The following is a 15,272-nucleotide window of genomic DNA, read 5'->3' on the forward strand; positions in this document are numbered from 1 at the left end:
GAAGGCCCAACTCCCTTGGATGCCAAGGAAGTCGTCACCGCACACCAGACCACGACAGGAACACAACAACTTCCTGACATTCGGCCGGGAATCTGAGCACCGGCATCCCCGGCAGTGTCCCGCTGCCACTTGGACCGCACTTGGAGCCGACTTGGCACGGGGTAACGTCGGCACGTCCGGCCCCTGCCGGGAGGGCGATGCCACCAGCCACCGGATCGACGAACATGCCTCGGAGCCGTACATGTCCCTGCAGAAGGACACCAGTCCGACAGATGGCTCATCCATGCTCCGCCTCCAGGTCCTCGGCTCGATGGAGGCCCACGCGGGCGGAGAACGCGTGGCGCTGGGAGGGCCGCAGCAACGCGCGGTGCTCGCCATGCTGCTCACCGCTCGCGGCAGTGTGGTTCCGGCCGAGCGCATCACCGACCGTCTGTGGCGTCGCACCCCGCATCACCGGGCACGGACCGCGCTGCAGCCGCTGATCTCCCACCTGCGGCGTGCTCTGGAACCGGAACGTCCGCCCAGGGCGCCGTCGAAGGTGCTCCCGAGCACCCCGCCCGGCTATGCCGTGCGCCTGCCGGAGGACTCCGTCGACGCCTGGCGGTTCGAGGCCGCCGTCCGGCGAGCCCGCTCCGACGAACCCGACAGGGCGTGGCACCGTCTGCGGGACGCCCTGTCCTGGTGGCAGGGGCCGGCCTACTGCGAATGGGCCGACCACGACTGGGCCGTGGCCGAGGTGGCCCGCCTGGACGAGATGCGGCTGATGGCGCACGAACTGCTGCTGCGGGCGGGCCTCGAAGCGGGCCGGGCCGCGGAAGTCGTGCTCAGCGCCGAAACCCTCGTACGCGACGCGCCGTTGCGGGAGCACGCCTGGTTCATGCTGGCGCTGGCCCTGTGGGCGGGCGGCCGCCAGTCGGACGCACTGGGAGCCCTGCGGCGGGCGAGGGCCGTCCTGATGGAGACCGTCGGCGTCGCTCCCGGACCGGAACTCGTGGAGCTGGAACGGTCGATACTCCGGGGCGAGCGCGAGGTGCTCCACCACGCGGTGCCCCTGCCGGGCCGCGACGGCGACGGCCCCCGGCGCCGCGTCGGGACGAGGGCCGACGCCCCACCGCCGCATCGTCGGATCCCAGCCCTGCAGGCGTGGGCCTAGGAAGCCGTCGGGGGCCGACCGGGCCGGTGTGCCGGTTCGTGGCCCGTCTCCGGTGGCCGGGTGACGGTGATGAACGCCTGGTTACGGGCCTCCGGGGTGTCCTGGGCGGGGTCCGTGCCGTGCGGCAGATCCGAACCGCGGGACTCCGCCCTGATCGTGAACGTGCCGGACGTCAGCGGGGAGCCCAGGCCGCGCAGGTGGACGTCGAGGCGACGGGCGAAGACCTCGCGGACGGCGGCGGCGCGCTCCGCGCCGGCCTGGACCGCCCTGCCGAAGTGCGGCCGGCCCGCCACGGACGCGGTGGCGTGCCCGGTGACCAGTACCTCCGGCAGAGCGAGCCCGGCGCCGGAGCGCCGCACCGCCTCGCGTGCCACCTCCGCGGCCAGCGCGTCGATGCGGGCGGACTCCTCGGGGCCGGGCGTGGTGGCGTCCTCGGCGGCGAACGCCACGCTGCGGGTGAACAGCGGGGCGGGGGCCTGCGCCGGAAGCGGGCCGGTCCGGGGAGCGTGGGCGGCGACTTCACCGGCGTGCGAGCGGGACGAACCCGCGGCGGAGGAAGCCGGGCCGGAGCTGGAGGCAGCCGAGCCGGACGGGCCGGAGCTGGACGGGGCCGAGCCGGAGGCAGCCGAGCCGGAGGGGGGTGGGGCGGGAGCGGCCGCGGGTTCCCCGACCGGGCCGTGGGCCGAACCGTGGACCGACGGCGGGGCGGTCACGGACGGGCGGGACCAGTGGAAGACGTGGCCGGTGACGGTGCGGTGGACGGCGTAGGCGCCCTGCTCGTCGTGCCCGTGGACGGCGATCCTGACCGGCTGCCGTCTCAGCACGGCCGGACCGCCGACCTCCGCCTTGCCGGGTTCCGTGGCCTTCATGCGGTGCGGCAGGGCCGTGTCGGGGGTGTCCCGGCCGGGTGTGCCGGGTGCCCGGGTGACCGGGCGCGCGGGCTCGTACGACTGCTCGCGGCCCCAGCGGACGGTGTTCAGTGGGAAGTTGAGAACCGGGTTGTCGACGAGGAGCGAGAAGTCGAGCGGGGAGACGTTCCAGTTGTAGCCATCGCTGAGGGTCGTTCCGGCCTCGTCCTTGACCGTGACGGTGAGTTCGTCCTCGGCCGCGCCCCGGCGGCCCACTTCCTGGGCGGGGCCGATGGCCTCGATCGACAGGGCGACCGAGGTGCCCGGCACGCGGTACCTGCTCTGCCGCGTGGCGAAGTGGTGGAACAGGGCGGGCAGCGACTGCCCGGAGAACGCCTGGCGGATCGCGAACCGTTGCTCCGGAGTCAGGCGCTGCTCCTCGCGCAGGTCGTGCTTCAGCTTCGGGTCGGGCGCCCGGCCCGGGTCGTCCTCCCGTTCCAGGTGCTGGCCGGTGCGCAGCCGGGGATCGGCCGCGAAGGAGTCGAGGAAGCGGGAGACCGTGCCGTTCAGGTGCTCGGGCAGGGCCGACCGCACCGCCCACCGGGCCAGTCCGGCGCCCCGGTTGAGCGCCCACGACGAATAGGCGCCGGCCTGCCCGAGCAGTCCGTCCCCCCAGGGGCGCGGGGCCGCCTGGACCTCGATGGCGACGTCGTGCAGGGCCCTGGTGTTGTCGAAGCCGACGAGGTCGTGCGCCTCGCGCAGAGCGTCCTGCCATGCGGCGCGGGCGGTGTGCCCCTGGGTGTCCGTCCGGCCGAGCTCGATGCCGAACGGGCCGACGGCCAGGGGGGCGGTGAGGCCGGGGTCCTGCGGCATGCCCGGGTGGTCCGGGGCGGTGGCACGCTCGGTGAGCGACTCGGGCACCCAGGCGGTCACCGCGAGCGGACCGACCTCCTGCGGAGGTTTCGGCAGACTGACGAAGCGGCCGGTCTCCGCGCGCCGGCTGACCGTCACCCGGAACCGCATGGTCGTGCTGAACCGGGCGTTCGTGTCGCCGAACCCGGACGTCCTGTGCCCGACGGTGGTGGTCACCCCCGACTCGGCGCCGCTGCCCCGGCCGCCTTCGAAGGCGGCGGAGGGAGTCCAGGAGGCCGCGTCCAAGCGCTCCGTCGGGGGCCGTACCGAGGCACGCAGGTTTCCCTCGCCCCCCGCCGACCACTTGCCGGCGGCTTTGCCCTTGACCGTGTCGGAGGCGGTCACCTCACGGGTCAGCGCACGGTCCGAACGGGCGCCGTCGTCCTGCCAGCCGGCCGCGATTCCGCGCACCAGCACCTCGGTGACCACGTGCCCGGAGCGGGTCGTCCTGAAATGCCGGTCGAGGATGCCGGGGCCGACGAGTTCGTCGTAGCGGGCGGCCAGGGCGTCGGGCGAGTACGTGTCGGCGAACGGCAGCGCGGCGACGGGCACGGTCTCCCGGCCGGTCCCGCCCAACTGCCGGTCGATCGCCCGCAGGACGAGATCCGAGTCGGGGATGTCCACCAGGACGCCGCCCGAGATCCCCTGGTCCAGCATGGTGGCCCGGAGCTTCGGCGGCGCGGCGCCCGTCGGCCCGCCGGACGCGGTGCGCAGTCGTTTCACGTCCTCGTCGGACAGCACGACGAACACCTCGTGGTCGCGCCGGAGCGGGCGGCCGGTGTGCGGCTCCCCGTCCGGCCGGGTGATCCGTCCGGCGACGCTGATCTCGGCGGTGGCCCGGTACACGTGCCAGGTGCCGGTGTGGCCGACCTTGCGGGCGGTGCCGGTCTGTCCCTTGAACGTGTCGGTGTCGTCCCGCTGGCCGCCGACCTTGACCTTGGGGCCGCCGCGCACCTGGTAGCTCGTGGTCAGCGCGCCGGTCACGGTCTCGGGGAACCGGCCGAGGTCCGCGTTGAGGTTGCCCTTGGCGGACCACGACGTCTGGTCGGCCAGGGTGGTGGCGCCGCTCGCCTTCAGCTCCAGGTCGAGCGTGCCGTCACCGGCCAGGGTCTCCTGGTAGGTGAGGCCGCCCAGCCGGGTGCGCACCGACAGGCCGACGGTGTCGCGCTCGCCTCCGTCGCCGACGTGCCGGTCGAGCGTGTTGGCCCAGCCGGAGTGCGACGCGGAGACCAGCCCGTGCAGCTGGGCCCGGCCGGCCAGCGCGTCCACGGCCTCGTCCAGGTCCGGGACGCGCGGCGGCTCGCTGCCGGGGTCGCGGGACTCGTAGGCGCTGCGCAGAGCGGCGTGTGCCTGGTCCCTGAACAGCGCCTCGTCGGTGACGTGCGCGACGGAGTGCAGCTGCGGAAGACGGCCGGGCCGCAGGTAGCGGGGCGCCGACGGGTCGTCCTGCGACCGCCGCACCTCGACGCGCAGCCGGTCGCCGCCGGCGGGCACGACCTCGGTCGCGGTGCGCGCGCCGGAGCCGGCGGGCCGCGCGCCCGGTGTGTCCCCCGGCCGGTGCGGGCCGACCTCGACGCGGTACGTCACCGGGTAACTGAAGGCGTCGGCCCGGCCCTTGTGCTGGAACGCGCGCTGGACCTGGGTCTCGGCGGAGGCGACGGTCTGCCGGGACGGGGAGTAGGAGCCGTCGGCGCCGCCCCCTCCGAAGACCCGGACGGTGTCCACCGGGTTCAGCGTCCTGCGGAAGGTCCCGTTCGCACTGAGGGTGTGCTTGCCGCCGCGGGTCACGGCCTTCTCGGACACGTGCCCCCGGGTCACCGTGCTCTTCGCCGTCGCCGCCGGAGCTCCCTCGTGGCGGCCCGCCCCGAGGTCGGCCCGGATCACCACCTCGTACCCGCGGCCGGACAGTACGGGTGAGTGGGAGGCGTCCAGGGTGATGCGGAAGGCGCCGTCGAGGAGCCGCCCGCCGCCCGCGCGCAGGGCGGAGGGCGACAGGCGTTCGCGCAGCAGTCGCTGGTTCTCCATCGCCCGGGGCGTCACGCGGCCCTCCGCGCCGGCCGGCGGCGGAAGGATGCCGGGGGCCAGCTCGCGCAGCCGTTCGGTGATGTGCCGTTCCAGCTCCGCCGAGCCGGGTACCTCCACGAACGCGGTGCGCTGCGCGGTCAGCGGCGCGCGCAGGTCCGCGGGGGCGGCGCGCGTGCCCGGGCCCTGGGCGTCGTGGGGAGCCGGACTCCCCGCCGGCGAGGCCGGGTCCGGGTGGTGGCGGAGCCGGACCACCTCGCCGGTGTGGACGAGCGGAGCGGCCTCCGGATCGGGCCGCGCCGACCGGGAATCCGGCCCGGGCTCGGGGCGGACGGCGAGCAGGCCGTCCATGCGCGGTGACAGGTGCTCGCGCAGCACCTCGACCCGGAGGCGCACCCTGGTCGTGACCAGATCGCCCGTGCCCGTGTGCTCCAGGCTGTGCTCCAGCGCGAAGGTCTGCTTGCCCTTGTGCTGGTGCGCGTGGCTGTGCGCGTAGGCGTAGCCGCCGGTGACCGTCAGCCAGGCCGACTCGCTGGTCGTACCGCTGTGCCACACGCGCCGTGCCGCGCCCCCGTTCAGTCCGAGGCCCCAGGTCGAGGTGCCGGTCCTGCCGACCGCGTGCTCGCCGGTCTCCTTGCCGGTGAAGGTGTCCTTGGCGGAGACCGTCCCCTCGCGGACGGACGTCTCGGGCTCCAGGGTGAGACGCAGCCAGGCGTGACCGCCGTCGGAGAGGTCGAGGCGCTTGGAGGTCAGGCCCCAGCCGGCGGCGTGCTCGAAGCCGTCGAGGACGTTCTTCGGGGACAGGAACTCGAGGATGTCGAGGTGGGCGGTGCCGTCGGGGCGTCCCTCGAGCGGGAGACGGCGGAAGACGTCGGCGTGCAGCGCGCTCAGGCCCGTGACGTCGAGCGGACGGCCTCGCGCCGGCCCGGGACGGTCGCTCTGCCAGCCCTCCCACGTGCCGGCCCGTGAGGCTGCCGGGCCCGTCTCGGGGTGGGCGATCTCCGCCGTCACCCGGCCGTGCACCGGACCGCTGCCCGGCTGCGGCAGCGGCCGGCCGTCGGGGCCGATGACGGCCGTCTCGTAGCGGAAGCGGGAGACGTAGGTGTGGGTGGGGCCGGTGAGCGCGGTCTTCGCACCCGTCTCCGCGTCCGCCTTCACCGAGGTGTCGGTCGCGTACGTGGCACCGGACGCCCTGACCGAGGGGATCAGAACGGGCATGATGTCGTCGCGACCCGCGACCGAGAGCATCACGGTCGGGGCCAGTTCGCCGGGCGCCTTGGACGTGGTGAGGGAGATCTTCTCCGGCTCCGCCCGGCCCTTGGCCCCGAAGCTCCGCTCGAACCCCTTCCCGTCGTTCTTCCCGTCCGGCGTCCGCTCCTCCCGCGGAGCCCACTCTCCCGGCCTGGCCGTGAGCACCACGTCGTGCGGTGCACCGCCGGCCCAGAGCCGGAAGCGCCAGCCGCCGTTGACCATCTGCTCGTGCCCGGCCCGGAAGTTGGCCGGGGCGAACTCGACGTCGACCTTCTGGACGACCCGGCGGTCCTCGCGATGTTCGGCGGGCAGGGTCTGAAGTACCCGGGCGCGCAGCTCCTCGGGGCCGGGAGCCTGGGTGATCCTGATCCCGGCCAGCGATCTCTGGTACCGGCCGCCCAGCTTCCCGGCCGGTCCGGCGGGCGGTTCGGGGGACGGTGCCGCGTGGGGCACGGGCTCGGGCGGCGCCGCATCACCGTCCCGGCCGGGGGAGCCGCCGGGCGGGCGCGGTGTCTCGGGGTCGCCGTCGGGCTCCACGGTCATCGGCTCGGGCTCGGGCTCGGGTTCGCGGGTCGCGCTCCTGACCGCGTCCGCCGGGGCGGTCGTCGGCTCCGGGGCCGTGACCTCGGCCGTTCCGGGCGGCGGTACGGCCGGCGACTCCTGTCGTTCGGGCAGAGCGGTGGCCGGCGGCGCGGGGGTGGGGGACGGTTCGCCTCGGTCGGCGCTGGACTCCGGGTGCGCGAGGGGTGTCGGCGCCGACTCGGCCGGTTTCTCCTCCGGTGCCGGTCCGGTGAAGCGGAACTCCCGCGGCACGTGGACGAGTTCGACGTCGTTCACGTCGGACCGGAAGCGGAGCAGCGGCTCGCCGCCCTCCCGGTGCGACTCGACGATCTTGGTGAAGATGCTCTTGCTGAAGGGAGTGGACGGCTCCCAGTCCATGTGGGCTCCGTGCATGACGGCCATGTCGTTGGCCATCATCGCCCCGACCACCTCCTCGTACCGGTTCCCCTTCAGCCGGGTACCGCCGGGTGTGCTGATGTCGAACACGTCGTGGTCGCCGGTGATCTCCCGCCAGTTCCCCTGACCGTCCCTGCCGAACACCAGGCCGTCCTGGACCTTGAACCGGTCCTCGGCCTGGAGCCGGGCCATGACCGGAGCCAGCGTCCTGAACTCCTCGTCCCGCTGCGCGAACCGCTGCTGGAGCCGGTTCCAGGTCGTGTCGTCGAGAGTCCCGCGCTCGGGCCTGACCGGCTGGAAGTACCCGATCAGGCCCCGGTGTTCGGCCTTGGCACCGAGCAGGACGTCGAGGTCGTTGATCGACTTCGCCTTGATGTCCTTGGGCTTCGGCAGCTTTCCCTCCTCGAGCCACCGCACGGCCGTCGGATTGGTCGGCCGCACGTCGATCGTGAGGTGGTGACCGGCCGCGATCTGCCGGAACTTGCGGAAGTTGGCCGTCGGCATGCCGTAACGCGACCGGGCCTCGTCCTCCGACACGCCGGTGGACGACGACCGGGCCTGGTCCTCCGATGCGCCGGTGGACGACGGCCGGGCCTGGTCCTCCGACACGCCGACGGACGACAGATGCCGCAGTTCGGCGAAGCCGTCGGTGTTCGGGACGGCGGAGAGCGAGGGGTGGTCGGGGGACAGTTCCGCCCGGGTTGCCGCCACGGCGGGGGCCCCGTCCTCCGCGGCCGACGGGACGCCGTCCGCCGAGGACCGCGCGGGGCGCGTCATCATGGCGGTGCCGTCGGACTGCGCGACGACGCCGTCCGACTGGGGAGCGCGCGGCAGCACCTCGTCAGCGCCCTGGGCACCCTGCCACTGACCGTACTGGCGCTCGGCGTGTTCGAGCGTGCGGCGGACCCCCCACAGGCTCGGGAACTGCGGCAGGATCTGGTCGGCGACGTACTGGTACATGGCGACGGCGCCGCCCTGATCCACCGTCGGCATATGGCTGAGAAGGCCTTCGTAGTACGCCAGGTACGGCTCCACGTCGAACCCCAAGCGGTCGTGGTACGCCGAGAGCCGTCGTATCTCCGTCGCCGTCTTGAGATACCTGCGCCGGACCGCGTGCAGGCGGAACGTGTCGAACTCCTCCCGTTCCTGGCGGTTTCCGTCGAGCCCCAGATCGGTGCGGATGTTCTCCAGGTCCGCGTGGGCGAAGCCGCGTTCCCTGCCGTACACCGCCACGGGCTTGCGGTACGGGGAGTCCGGGTCGGGCGGCTGGTACGTCCCCTTCAGCTCGGGCTTGTAGAAGTCCTTGGAGTACCGGCCCGAGGCGGTGGCCGCGTCGATGACGACGGTCCGCTCGTACCCGGGAGGCAGGCCGCCCTTGCGGGTCCGTTCGTTGAGCGCCGCGTGCCATGCCTCCATACGCCGGGCACCGGATGTCGCATCCCCCTCCTCCAGGTAGCGGACCGGGTGTCCGATCAGCGCGACGGCCTCCAGGTTCCCGGAGCGGAAACCGAGGTGCTGCACGCCGTGGTGCCGGTTCAGGTGGTCGTACAGACGGAACTGGCCGGTGCGTGTGTCGCCGTCCCAGGCGCTCAGCCGCGGGTCGCGCCCCCGCCCCCGCCAGAAGCCGGTGATCTGGTGGATGTGCTCGTTGCCCAGCTCGGCACGCATCTCCCGGACCAGCTCGTCCCACTTTCCCGCCTTGGCCGGGTGGGGATGAGGGTCACCGGTGATGATCACCGCCTTGTAGTCCCCGGCCAGGTTCCGCAGGAGCTGGCGCATGCCCTCGAAGCTGGTGTCGTGCTCCATCCTGCCGTCCAGGTGCGCCCACTCCGTGGCCTTGCCGGTGAAGCGGGACCACAGCACCAGGACCTTCCCGTCGCCCTCCGGGATCCGTACACCCCGGCCGGCCAGCCAGTCGGTGATCTCCGCGTCGCGATGGTCCTCCAGGTGCCACGCCCGGCGGATCTTCGACCGCAGCGCTTCGGAGAAGTGTGCGGCGACGTGGTCGGTGCCATGCGTGACGCCCCACAGCTCCTGATTCTGGTGCATCTCCTCGAAGTATTTGTTGATCCCCCACTGGTGCTGGGCGATACGGGTCGCCTCCTCGTTCAGCGCGCGCCAGGTGCTGCGCTTCTCCAGGTTCGGGACATCCACCGTCCAGATGCGGTCGGGGTCGATGCCGCTGTCCCGGTAGAACTCCGCGATGTCCCGGGATTTGTCCAGGACTGGGTCGTGCCCCGGATGGCCGGGGTCGGGACCGCGCGCGATGAGGACATGCATGTTGGGCTTGTCGAGCAGCGTCGCGAGGATGGCGAACCGGTCGCCGGAGGCGTAACCGGGCTGCATGATCAGCTGGTTGTCGGGCGAGTAGACCGGCTGTCGCTCCGGCTGGTGCATCCGCGGAGGCACCGCCGGTGCCGCCCGCCCGCCGTCCGCGCGGGGACGGGCGGCACGCCCGGCGCCCAGGGGATCGGAGACCGGGTCCACCCACACGTGGCGGCGGTCGTGGCTCTCGGCGCCGTGCCAGGCCCGTGCCCATTCCGCGTCGTGTGCGAGTACTTCGTCGTGTGCGAGTACCTCGTCGTGCTGGCGGGCGGTGGACGCCGTCTCCGGCGCCCTGCCCGCCCGTTCTCCGGCATGCCTGGGCCCGGCGCCTTCGCCGAGGTCGCCGACCAGGGTGCCGATCAGATGCAGGTGCCGTTCGCGCAGACCCGCCTGCCGCAGGCCCTCGGGTGCGGCGGCACGGTAGTCGCCCTGGAGGCTGCCCTCGACGGCGGGGCGGTGCGGGGTGCTCCGGTCGCGGTACTCGTCGCGCAGGCCGATCTGGTGGCCGATCTCGTGGGCGAAGTCGACGGGTTGCGCGTCCGGCCACCACGACCGCTGGTCCATGGCCCGGTCCCGGCCGACCAGTTCGACCGTCAGGTGCGGCTCCTCGCCGGGGCGGGCGCGCAACACGGTGACGTGCAGGCGGTCGCCGTTGGGGAGGCGGTAACCGGGTGCGTTGAGGAACTCCCGGACACCGTCGGACATCCGGTTCCAGACCCCGTCGGTGTCGTGTCCGTCGCTGCCGTGGCGGAACGCCACCCGGACGGTCAGGTCGGTGACCCGCTCGCTGCGGTAGGTGAACCGCCGGGCCTCGAAGGCCGACCGGACGACGAAGCGCGGCGTGCGGTCCAGCGTCGCCCGGGGCGCCTGGTCCGGCCCGCCCGGGGGCGGAGTGGGACCGGGGCCGGGGACGGCCGTCTCTCCCCGGGGCGCGGGGACGGATGCGGTCTCCCGGGGGGCTGTCGTGGCGTGGGGCCCGGTGGCCGTCGTGGCGTGGGGTCCGGCGTTCGCTGTGGCGTGCGGGCCGGTGGCCGTCGCAGCGTGCGGTCCGGTGTCTGTCGCGGCGTGCGCCGTGGTGGCGTCGCGTCCGGGGGTGGCGGTGGATTCCGTGGTGGTGCCGGCGGCGGCGGTGGTCGCGGTCGCGGTCTGTGCGGCGGTGCCGACGCCGGGCTCCGTCGTCCCGGTGGCTTCCGGCCGGCTCTCCGTACGGACCGGTGCCGTCGGCTCGGTCGTGCCAGGGGTGCCGGCGGTGGTGCCGGGGCCGGTGGCGGACTGGCGGGGCGCGCCCGTGCTCTCCGTGGCGGGACGTCCCGACCCCGGTGCGGTGCTGCCGGAACCGCCGGTGGTCGCGGGGCGGCCCACGTTCGCGGCCGTGGCGCCGGCCCCCGCACCGCTGCCGGTGCCGGTGGTGCCGGTGGTGCCGCGGGCCGGCGCGGGGACCGCGGTCCCGGATCGGGTCGCGGCACCACCCGCCGCGGTGGACGCCGGATCGCCCTGCGCGGCGGTGAGGGTGGTCGCGAATCCGGGCAGGCCACCGTCGTGGTGTGCGGTGAAGGGGGTGGACGTGGCCCCGCCCGTCTCCCGTACGACGGCGGAGTTCCCGCCCCGGAAGGCGCCGTTCCCCGTCCCGCCGCCGCCTCCGCCGTCGTTCGTGCCCGCCGTGGTCGCGGTGTTCTTCGACGTGCCCGGGAACGTGCCCGGGAACGTGCCCGTCTGGGACAGCTCCGGCTTCTCGGCCGACGTGAGCCCCGGCAGGTCGATCTTCAGCGCGCCGGGCACGTTCACGTGGACCGGGTCGATCTTGGCCGTGTCACCCGTGCCGCCGAACCGCCGTTTCCCGCCGCCGCCCAGTGCCCCGAGGGCACCCGCGCTGATGGACGAGCCGAACTCGTTCTCCCCGCTGTGGTAGACGCCGTACATGATCCCGGCGGTGCTCAGGCCGGTGGCCGCGCCGAGGACGCCCTTGCCGAGCAGCGAGTGCGCGAACTTCGGGGCGAGGACGCTGCCCACGCCGAAGAAGACGCCGCCCATGGCTCCGCCGATGGCGCCCGACACCACCGCGGATACGGTGTTGTCCCTGGACCACTGGGTGCGGTCGCCCTTGAGGAACTGGATGGTCTGGACGGCGACGTCGAGGCCGACGTTCAGGGCGACACCGGTCGCGACCGAGATGAGCAGGCGGCGCAGGATCATCTTCACCGCGAGGCGCGCGCCGGTCACGGCCACCGGGATGACCTCGGGCGCGAAGAAGGCCCACTGGGCGATCTGCCCGGCCAGCAGGACGAGCTGGCCGAGGATCATGTACTTGGAGTACTCGACCTGGACGGCGGTGTGCTTGCCGAGCCTGCCCAGCTGGTTCGCCGACTCCGCCATCTCCGGCAGGCTCGCCTCCAGTTGGGTGACGAAGCCACGGAACTCGTCCGCGACCTGCCCGCCCACGCTCGCCAGGACCCCGTTGCCGGACGCGCCGATCTGCCCGCTGATGCCCTTGAGCTCCTGCGCGGCCTCGTGCCACGCCTGGCCGAGGGCCTGCAGGCCGTCCTCGTCGCCCTTGGGCCAGGACTGCCCGACCGCCAGCCGGGCGACCCAGGCCAGCTCGGGGGGCATGTCGACGCTCATGCGGTGCCGTGTTCCTCTGTGGTCGTGCCGGGTTCCGTCGCGGCGCCTGATCTCATCGCCGGCCGGGGTGCCGCGAAGAGCCGCCCGCGGCCGCGGAGCCGGCGGCGGGCGTGACGGCGCGCAGGGCCTCCACGTTGTGTTCCTCGGTCCGCGCGAATCCCTTGGCCATGGTCCTGATGCCGTCCACGGTGCTGTCCAGTACCGCCCCGGCGGCGGTGATGCCGGCGCTCAGCTGCCGCTTGGGCTCGGCGTACTGCTCCCTGAACTGTCGTCCGCTCTCGTCGTCGCCCCAGCACGCGCCGAGGGACTCCAGGCGGCCGTCCAGCTTCGTGGCGATGGACCTGATCCGCGCGGCCAGCTCCTGCATCTGCGGGGCGGCCTGCTCGAGCCGCTCGGTGTCGACGGAGAAGGTGCCGTCACTCATGGGAGTCCCCCTGGAAGCCGTGGTCGACGTAGTCGCGGACGGACCGCGGCATGGCCGGGTCCTCGGGCAGGACGGCGCCGGGATCGACCCGGCCCTGGAGCAGGTCGGGTACGGTCACGCCGGGCGGCAGCCGGTCGGCCAGCACTCCGGCGACGCTCTCCAGGGCCTCGGACCTGGCCTGCCGCAGGGTGGTGAGCAGGACGTCGGCCAGTTCCCGGGGCGCCATACGGCGGTAGGCGCCGGTGGGGAACTCGATCGCGGTGACCTCTCCCTGGGCCCCGACGGTGATCTTCACCGTCTGCCGCGGGGCCGTCACGGTCGCCGTCGTCTCGTTGATCCGGCGCCGGGTCTCGGCGGCCTCGTCGCGCTGGCGGCGGTACTGGTCCAGCAGGTCCTCGATCTGCTGGTCGTACGGGCTGGGCATGTGAAGTCGACTCCTTCCGGGCAGTGGTGGCGGACCGGGCGGCCCGGTCAGAAGGCGGCGGACCCGCCGGGAACGGCGCCCCAGGCGCTCTCTTCCTGGACGAGCAGGTCGGCGATGCCCCGGGCGGCCGGCTCCTTTTCGGTCTCCTGGGTCTCCTCGGATTCCTCGGGCCCCTCGGGCTCCTCCGGTTCGGGCCCCCCGTCGCCGCAGAACGGCTCCCCGGAGGCAGCGACGACGGTCCCGGACGGCGATCCGGTGCCGGTGCGGTCCGGCTGCCACGTGGTACGCGGCTCGGTCCGCTCGTCGTGCCCGACCGCCTCCGGGTCGCTCGCCCGATCGCCGCCTTCACCGGGCAGCGCCCACAACAGGGGTACGAACGCGCCGGCTCCGGTCTCCCACGCGGAGAAGTCCTCCTCGCCGTCGTCGGCCGGCGGCTGCCCGGCCATGGCGCCCTCTTCGGCCGGGCGCGGGGGCGGCCCGTCGGTCCCGGCCGCGCCCGGAGCGGTCGCGGAGCCGGCGGTGGTGGTCTCCGGTCCGGTCCTGGCGGCGCTCGCGCCCTCCTCCGCCGCCGGCTCCCCGACGCGTTCCCCGGCGCGTTCCCCGGACGGCTCGGACGCGCGGTCCGGGGCGGCGCGGTCGGCGGCGGCGCGGGCCGTCGGCCCGGTGACGCCGAACCCGGGCAGGTACGGCACACCGGGCAGGGCGCCCGTGAGCGAACCCACCTCGTCGTCACCGGCCTCCTCGTCGGCGGCCCAGGGCTCGGCGCTCGGGTCCAACAGCCCGGAGGCGTCGGTCCGTTCGTTCGTGCCGTCCCGTCCCGCACCTGCCGCGCCCGTACCGCCCACGCCCGGCAGGTACGGCATCCCGGCCGTGCCCAGGCCCTCGCCGCCGGCCGCGGCGCCCTCCGCGGAGCCGACTTCGTCCCCGCCGGGGGTCTCCTCGCCCTCCCAGGGGTCCGCGCTCGCGTCGAGCAGCCCCGAGGCATCGGTCGGCTCGGCGGACAGACCGGCACCGCCGGACCCGGTGCCGCCCATTCCGGGCAGGTACGGCATCCCGGAGGACGTCGCCAACTGCGCGGGCGAGGCCGACCCGGTGGACAGGCCGTCGGTGAGGCCGCCGTCCAGACCGCCGGTCAGGCCGGCGCCGAGACCGTCGTCGAGAGCGGTGTCGCCGAAGGCGGCCGGGTCGGCCGTGGACAGACCGCCGAGGGAGCTGCCCTCCGAGGCCCCCGCACCGCGGCCGCCCAGACCGGCCAGGCTGCCGAGCCCCGGGAAGGGAACGGGGTTCAGCGTGTTGTCGAGGGCCGACGGGTCGAGGGCCGACGGGTCGAGGCCGTCCAGACCGAGGTCGTCGAGGCCGGACGTGCCCAGGCCGCTGTCGTCCAGCCCGGACAGGTCCCCGGGGAAGGGGCTCACGCCGCCGGACAGGTCCGAGGCGGCGAGATCCCCCGCACCCTCCAGGCCGCCGATGCCGTCGCCCGTGCCGGGCCCGCCGTCGAGACCGCCGCCGGGAAAGCCGGACAGGCCCGACAGGCTTCCGTCGCCGCCGAGGCCGTCCCCGATGCCGTCGCCGATGCCGCCGGTCCCCCCGTCGAACCCGCCGGGGTCCGGGCCCGGAAAACCGTCTTCGTTCCCCGGGCCGTCCGGGTTGTTCGTGGGCGAGGTCACCGGAGTGGGGTTCACGATCGCGTCGGTGGTGACCTGGTAGGAGTGCGCCAGGCTCTTGAGTACCGCGCGCATGTCGGAGTTCATCATCGCGACGAGTTCGGGCTTCCGGCTGATCGGGATCAGCCCGTTCGCCATCGGGGTGACCCCCATCGCGACGGCCTGCTTGGCATACCAGATGTCGATCTCCGCGAGCTTGTTCTGCGCGCTCTGGAAGGAGATCGCGTTGTTGGCGAGCTGGTGCGGGACGGAGTGGTCGCCGGTCGAGCCTCCGGACAGCACGTCCGCGTTGGCCTTCACCTGGCGGGAGAAGTTGGTCATCATGTCGAGGAAGGCGTCCGCCGCGCTGCCGCTCCACGGCCCGTTGTCGCCCGCGAGCGCCTTGGCCTGGGCGACCAGGCTCTTCGTGACTCCCTCCAGGGTCCGCTGGACGTGGTAGAAGGCGTTGGCCGCGTCCAGGAGCGACTGCGGGTTGGCGACGGACCGGGCGTGGGCCACGTTGTCGTGGGTCTCGACTCCGGAGGACATGCCGTAGATGGCTGCCTTGATCTGCTTCCAGTCCCAGTTGTCGTAGTCCGTGACGCTTCCGTTGGACGAGCCGTCGGGGTTGCCGAAGATCGTCCCGTCGTCGCCCTGGTGGAAACCGCCGCTGTTGTAGTCCGGCATTTTCGCC

At 73.9% G+C, this 15,272-nt stretch carries 5 protein-coding genes; 1 reads left to right on the top strand and 4 read right to left on the bottom strand.

The window, feature by feature from the left end; genetic code table 11:
• Window positions 1-283 precede the first annotated feature (283 nt).
• Entirely contained in the window at window positions 284-1,153 is an 870-nt protein-coding gene (locus ACH4ZX_RS00845; RefSeq protein ID WP_398265360.1) for a BTAD domain-containing putative transcriptional regulator, read from the top strand.
• Here the strand turns inward: ACH4ZX_RS00845 and ACH4ZX_RS00850 are convergent.
• From ACH4ZX_RS00850 to ACH4ZX_RS00865, 4 genes are read right to left on the bottom strand one after another with little or no spacing between them, the layout of a single operon-like run.
• A complete protein-coding gene (locus tag ACH4ZX_RS00850) occupies window positions 1,150-12,087 on the bottom strand; it encodes a hypothetical protein (protein WP_398265363.1) in 10,938 nt (3,645 codons plus the stop codon). The two genes, ACH4ZX_RS00845 and ACH4ZX_RS00850, sit on opposite strands and share 4 nt — an antisense overlap.
• Window positions 12,088-12,139: 52 nt before the next feature.
• Window positions 12,140-12,511 (bottom strand): WXG100 family type VII secretion target, encoded by a 372-nt coding sequence (locus tag ACH4ZX_RS00855; RefSeq protein WP_398265366.1) that lies wholly within the window; start codon window positions 12,509-12,511, stop codon window positions 12,140-12,142.
• On the bottom strand, window positions 12,504-12,935 hold the full coding sequence (locus ACH4ZX_RS00860; RefSeq protein ID WP_398265369.1) for a YbaB/EbfC family nucleoid-associated protein: 432 nt from the start codon (window positions 12,933-12,935) through the stop codon (window positions 12,504-12,506). Before ACH4ZX_RS00860 ends, ACH4ZX_RS00855 begins: the two co-directional genes overlap by 8 nt.
• A gap of 47 nt (window positions 12,936-12,982) precedes the next feature.
• Window positions 12,983-15,265 carry a WXG100 family type VII secretion target gene (locus ACH4ZX_RS00865; protein ID WP_398265372.1) on the bottom strand — a complete coding sequence of 761 codons (2,283 nt, stop codon included), beginning with the start codon at window positions 15,263-15,265 and terminating at the stop codon, window positions 12,983-12,985.
• Window positions 15,266-15,272 lie beyond the last annotated feature (7 nt).

Source organism: Streptomyces sp. NPDC020490, assembly GCF_044335305.1.
GTDB lineage: Bacteria > Actinomycetota > Actinomycetes > Streptomycetales > Streptomycetaceae > Streptomyces.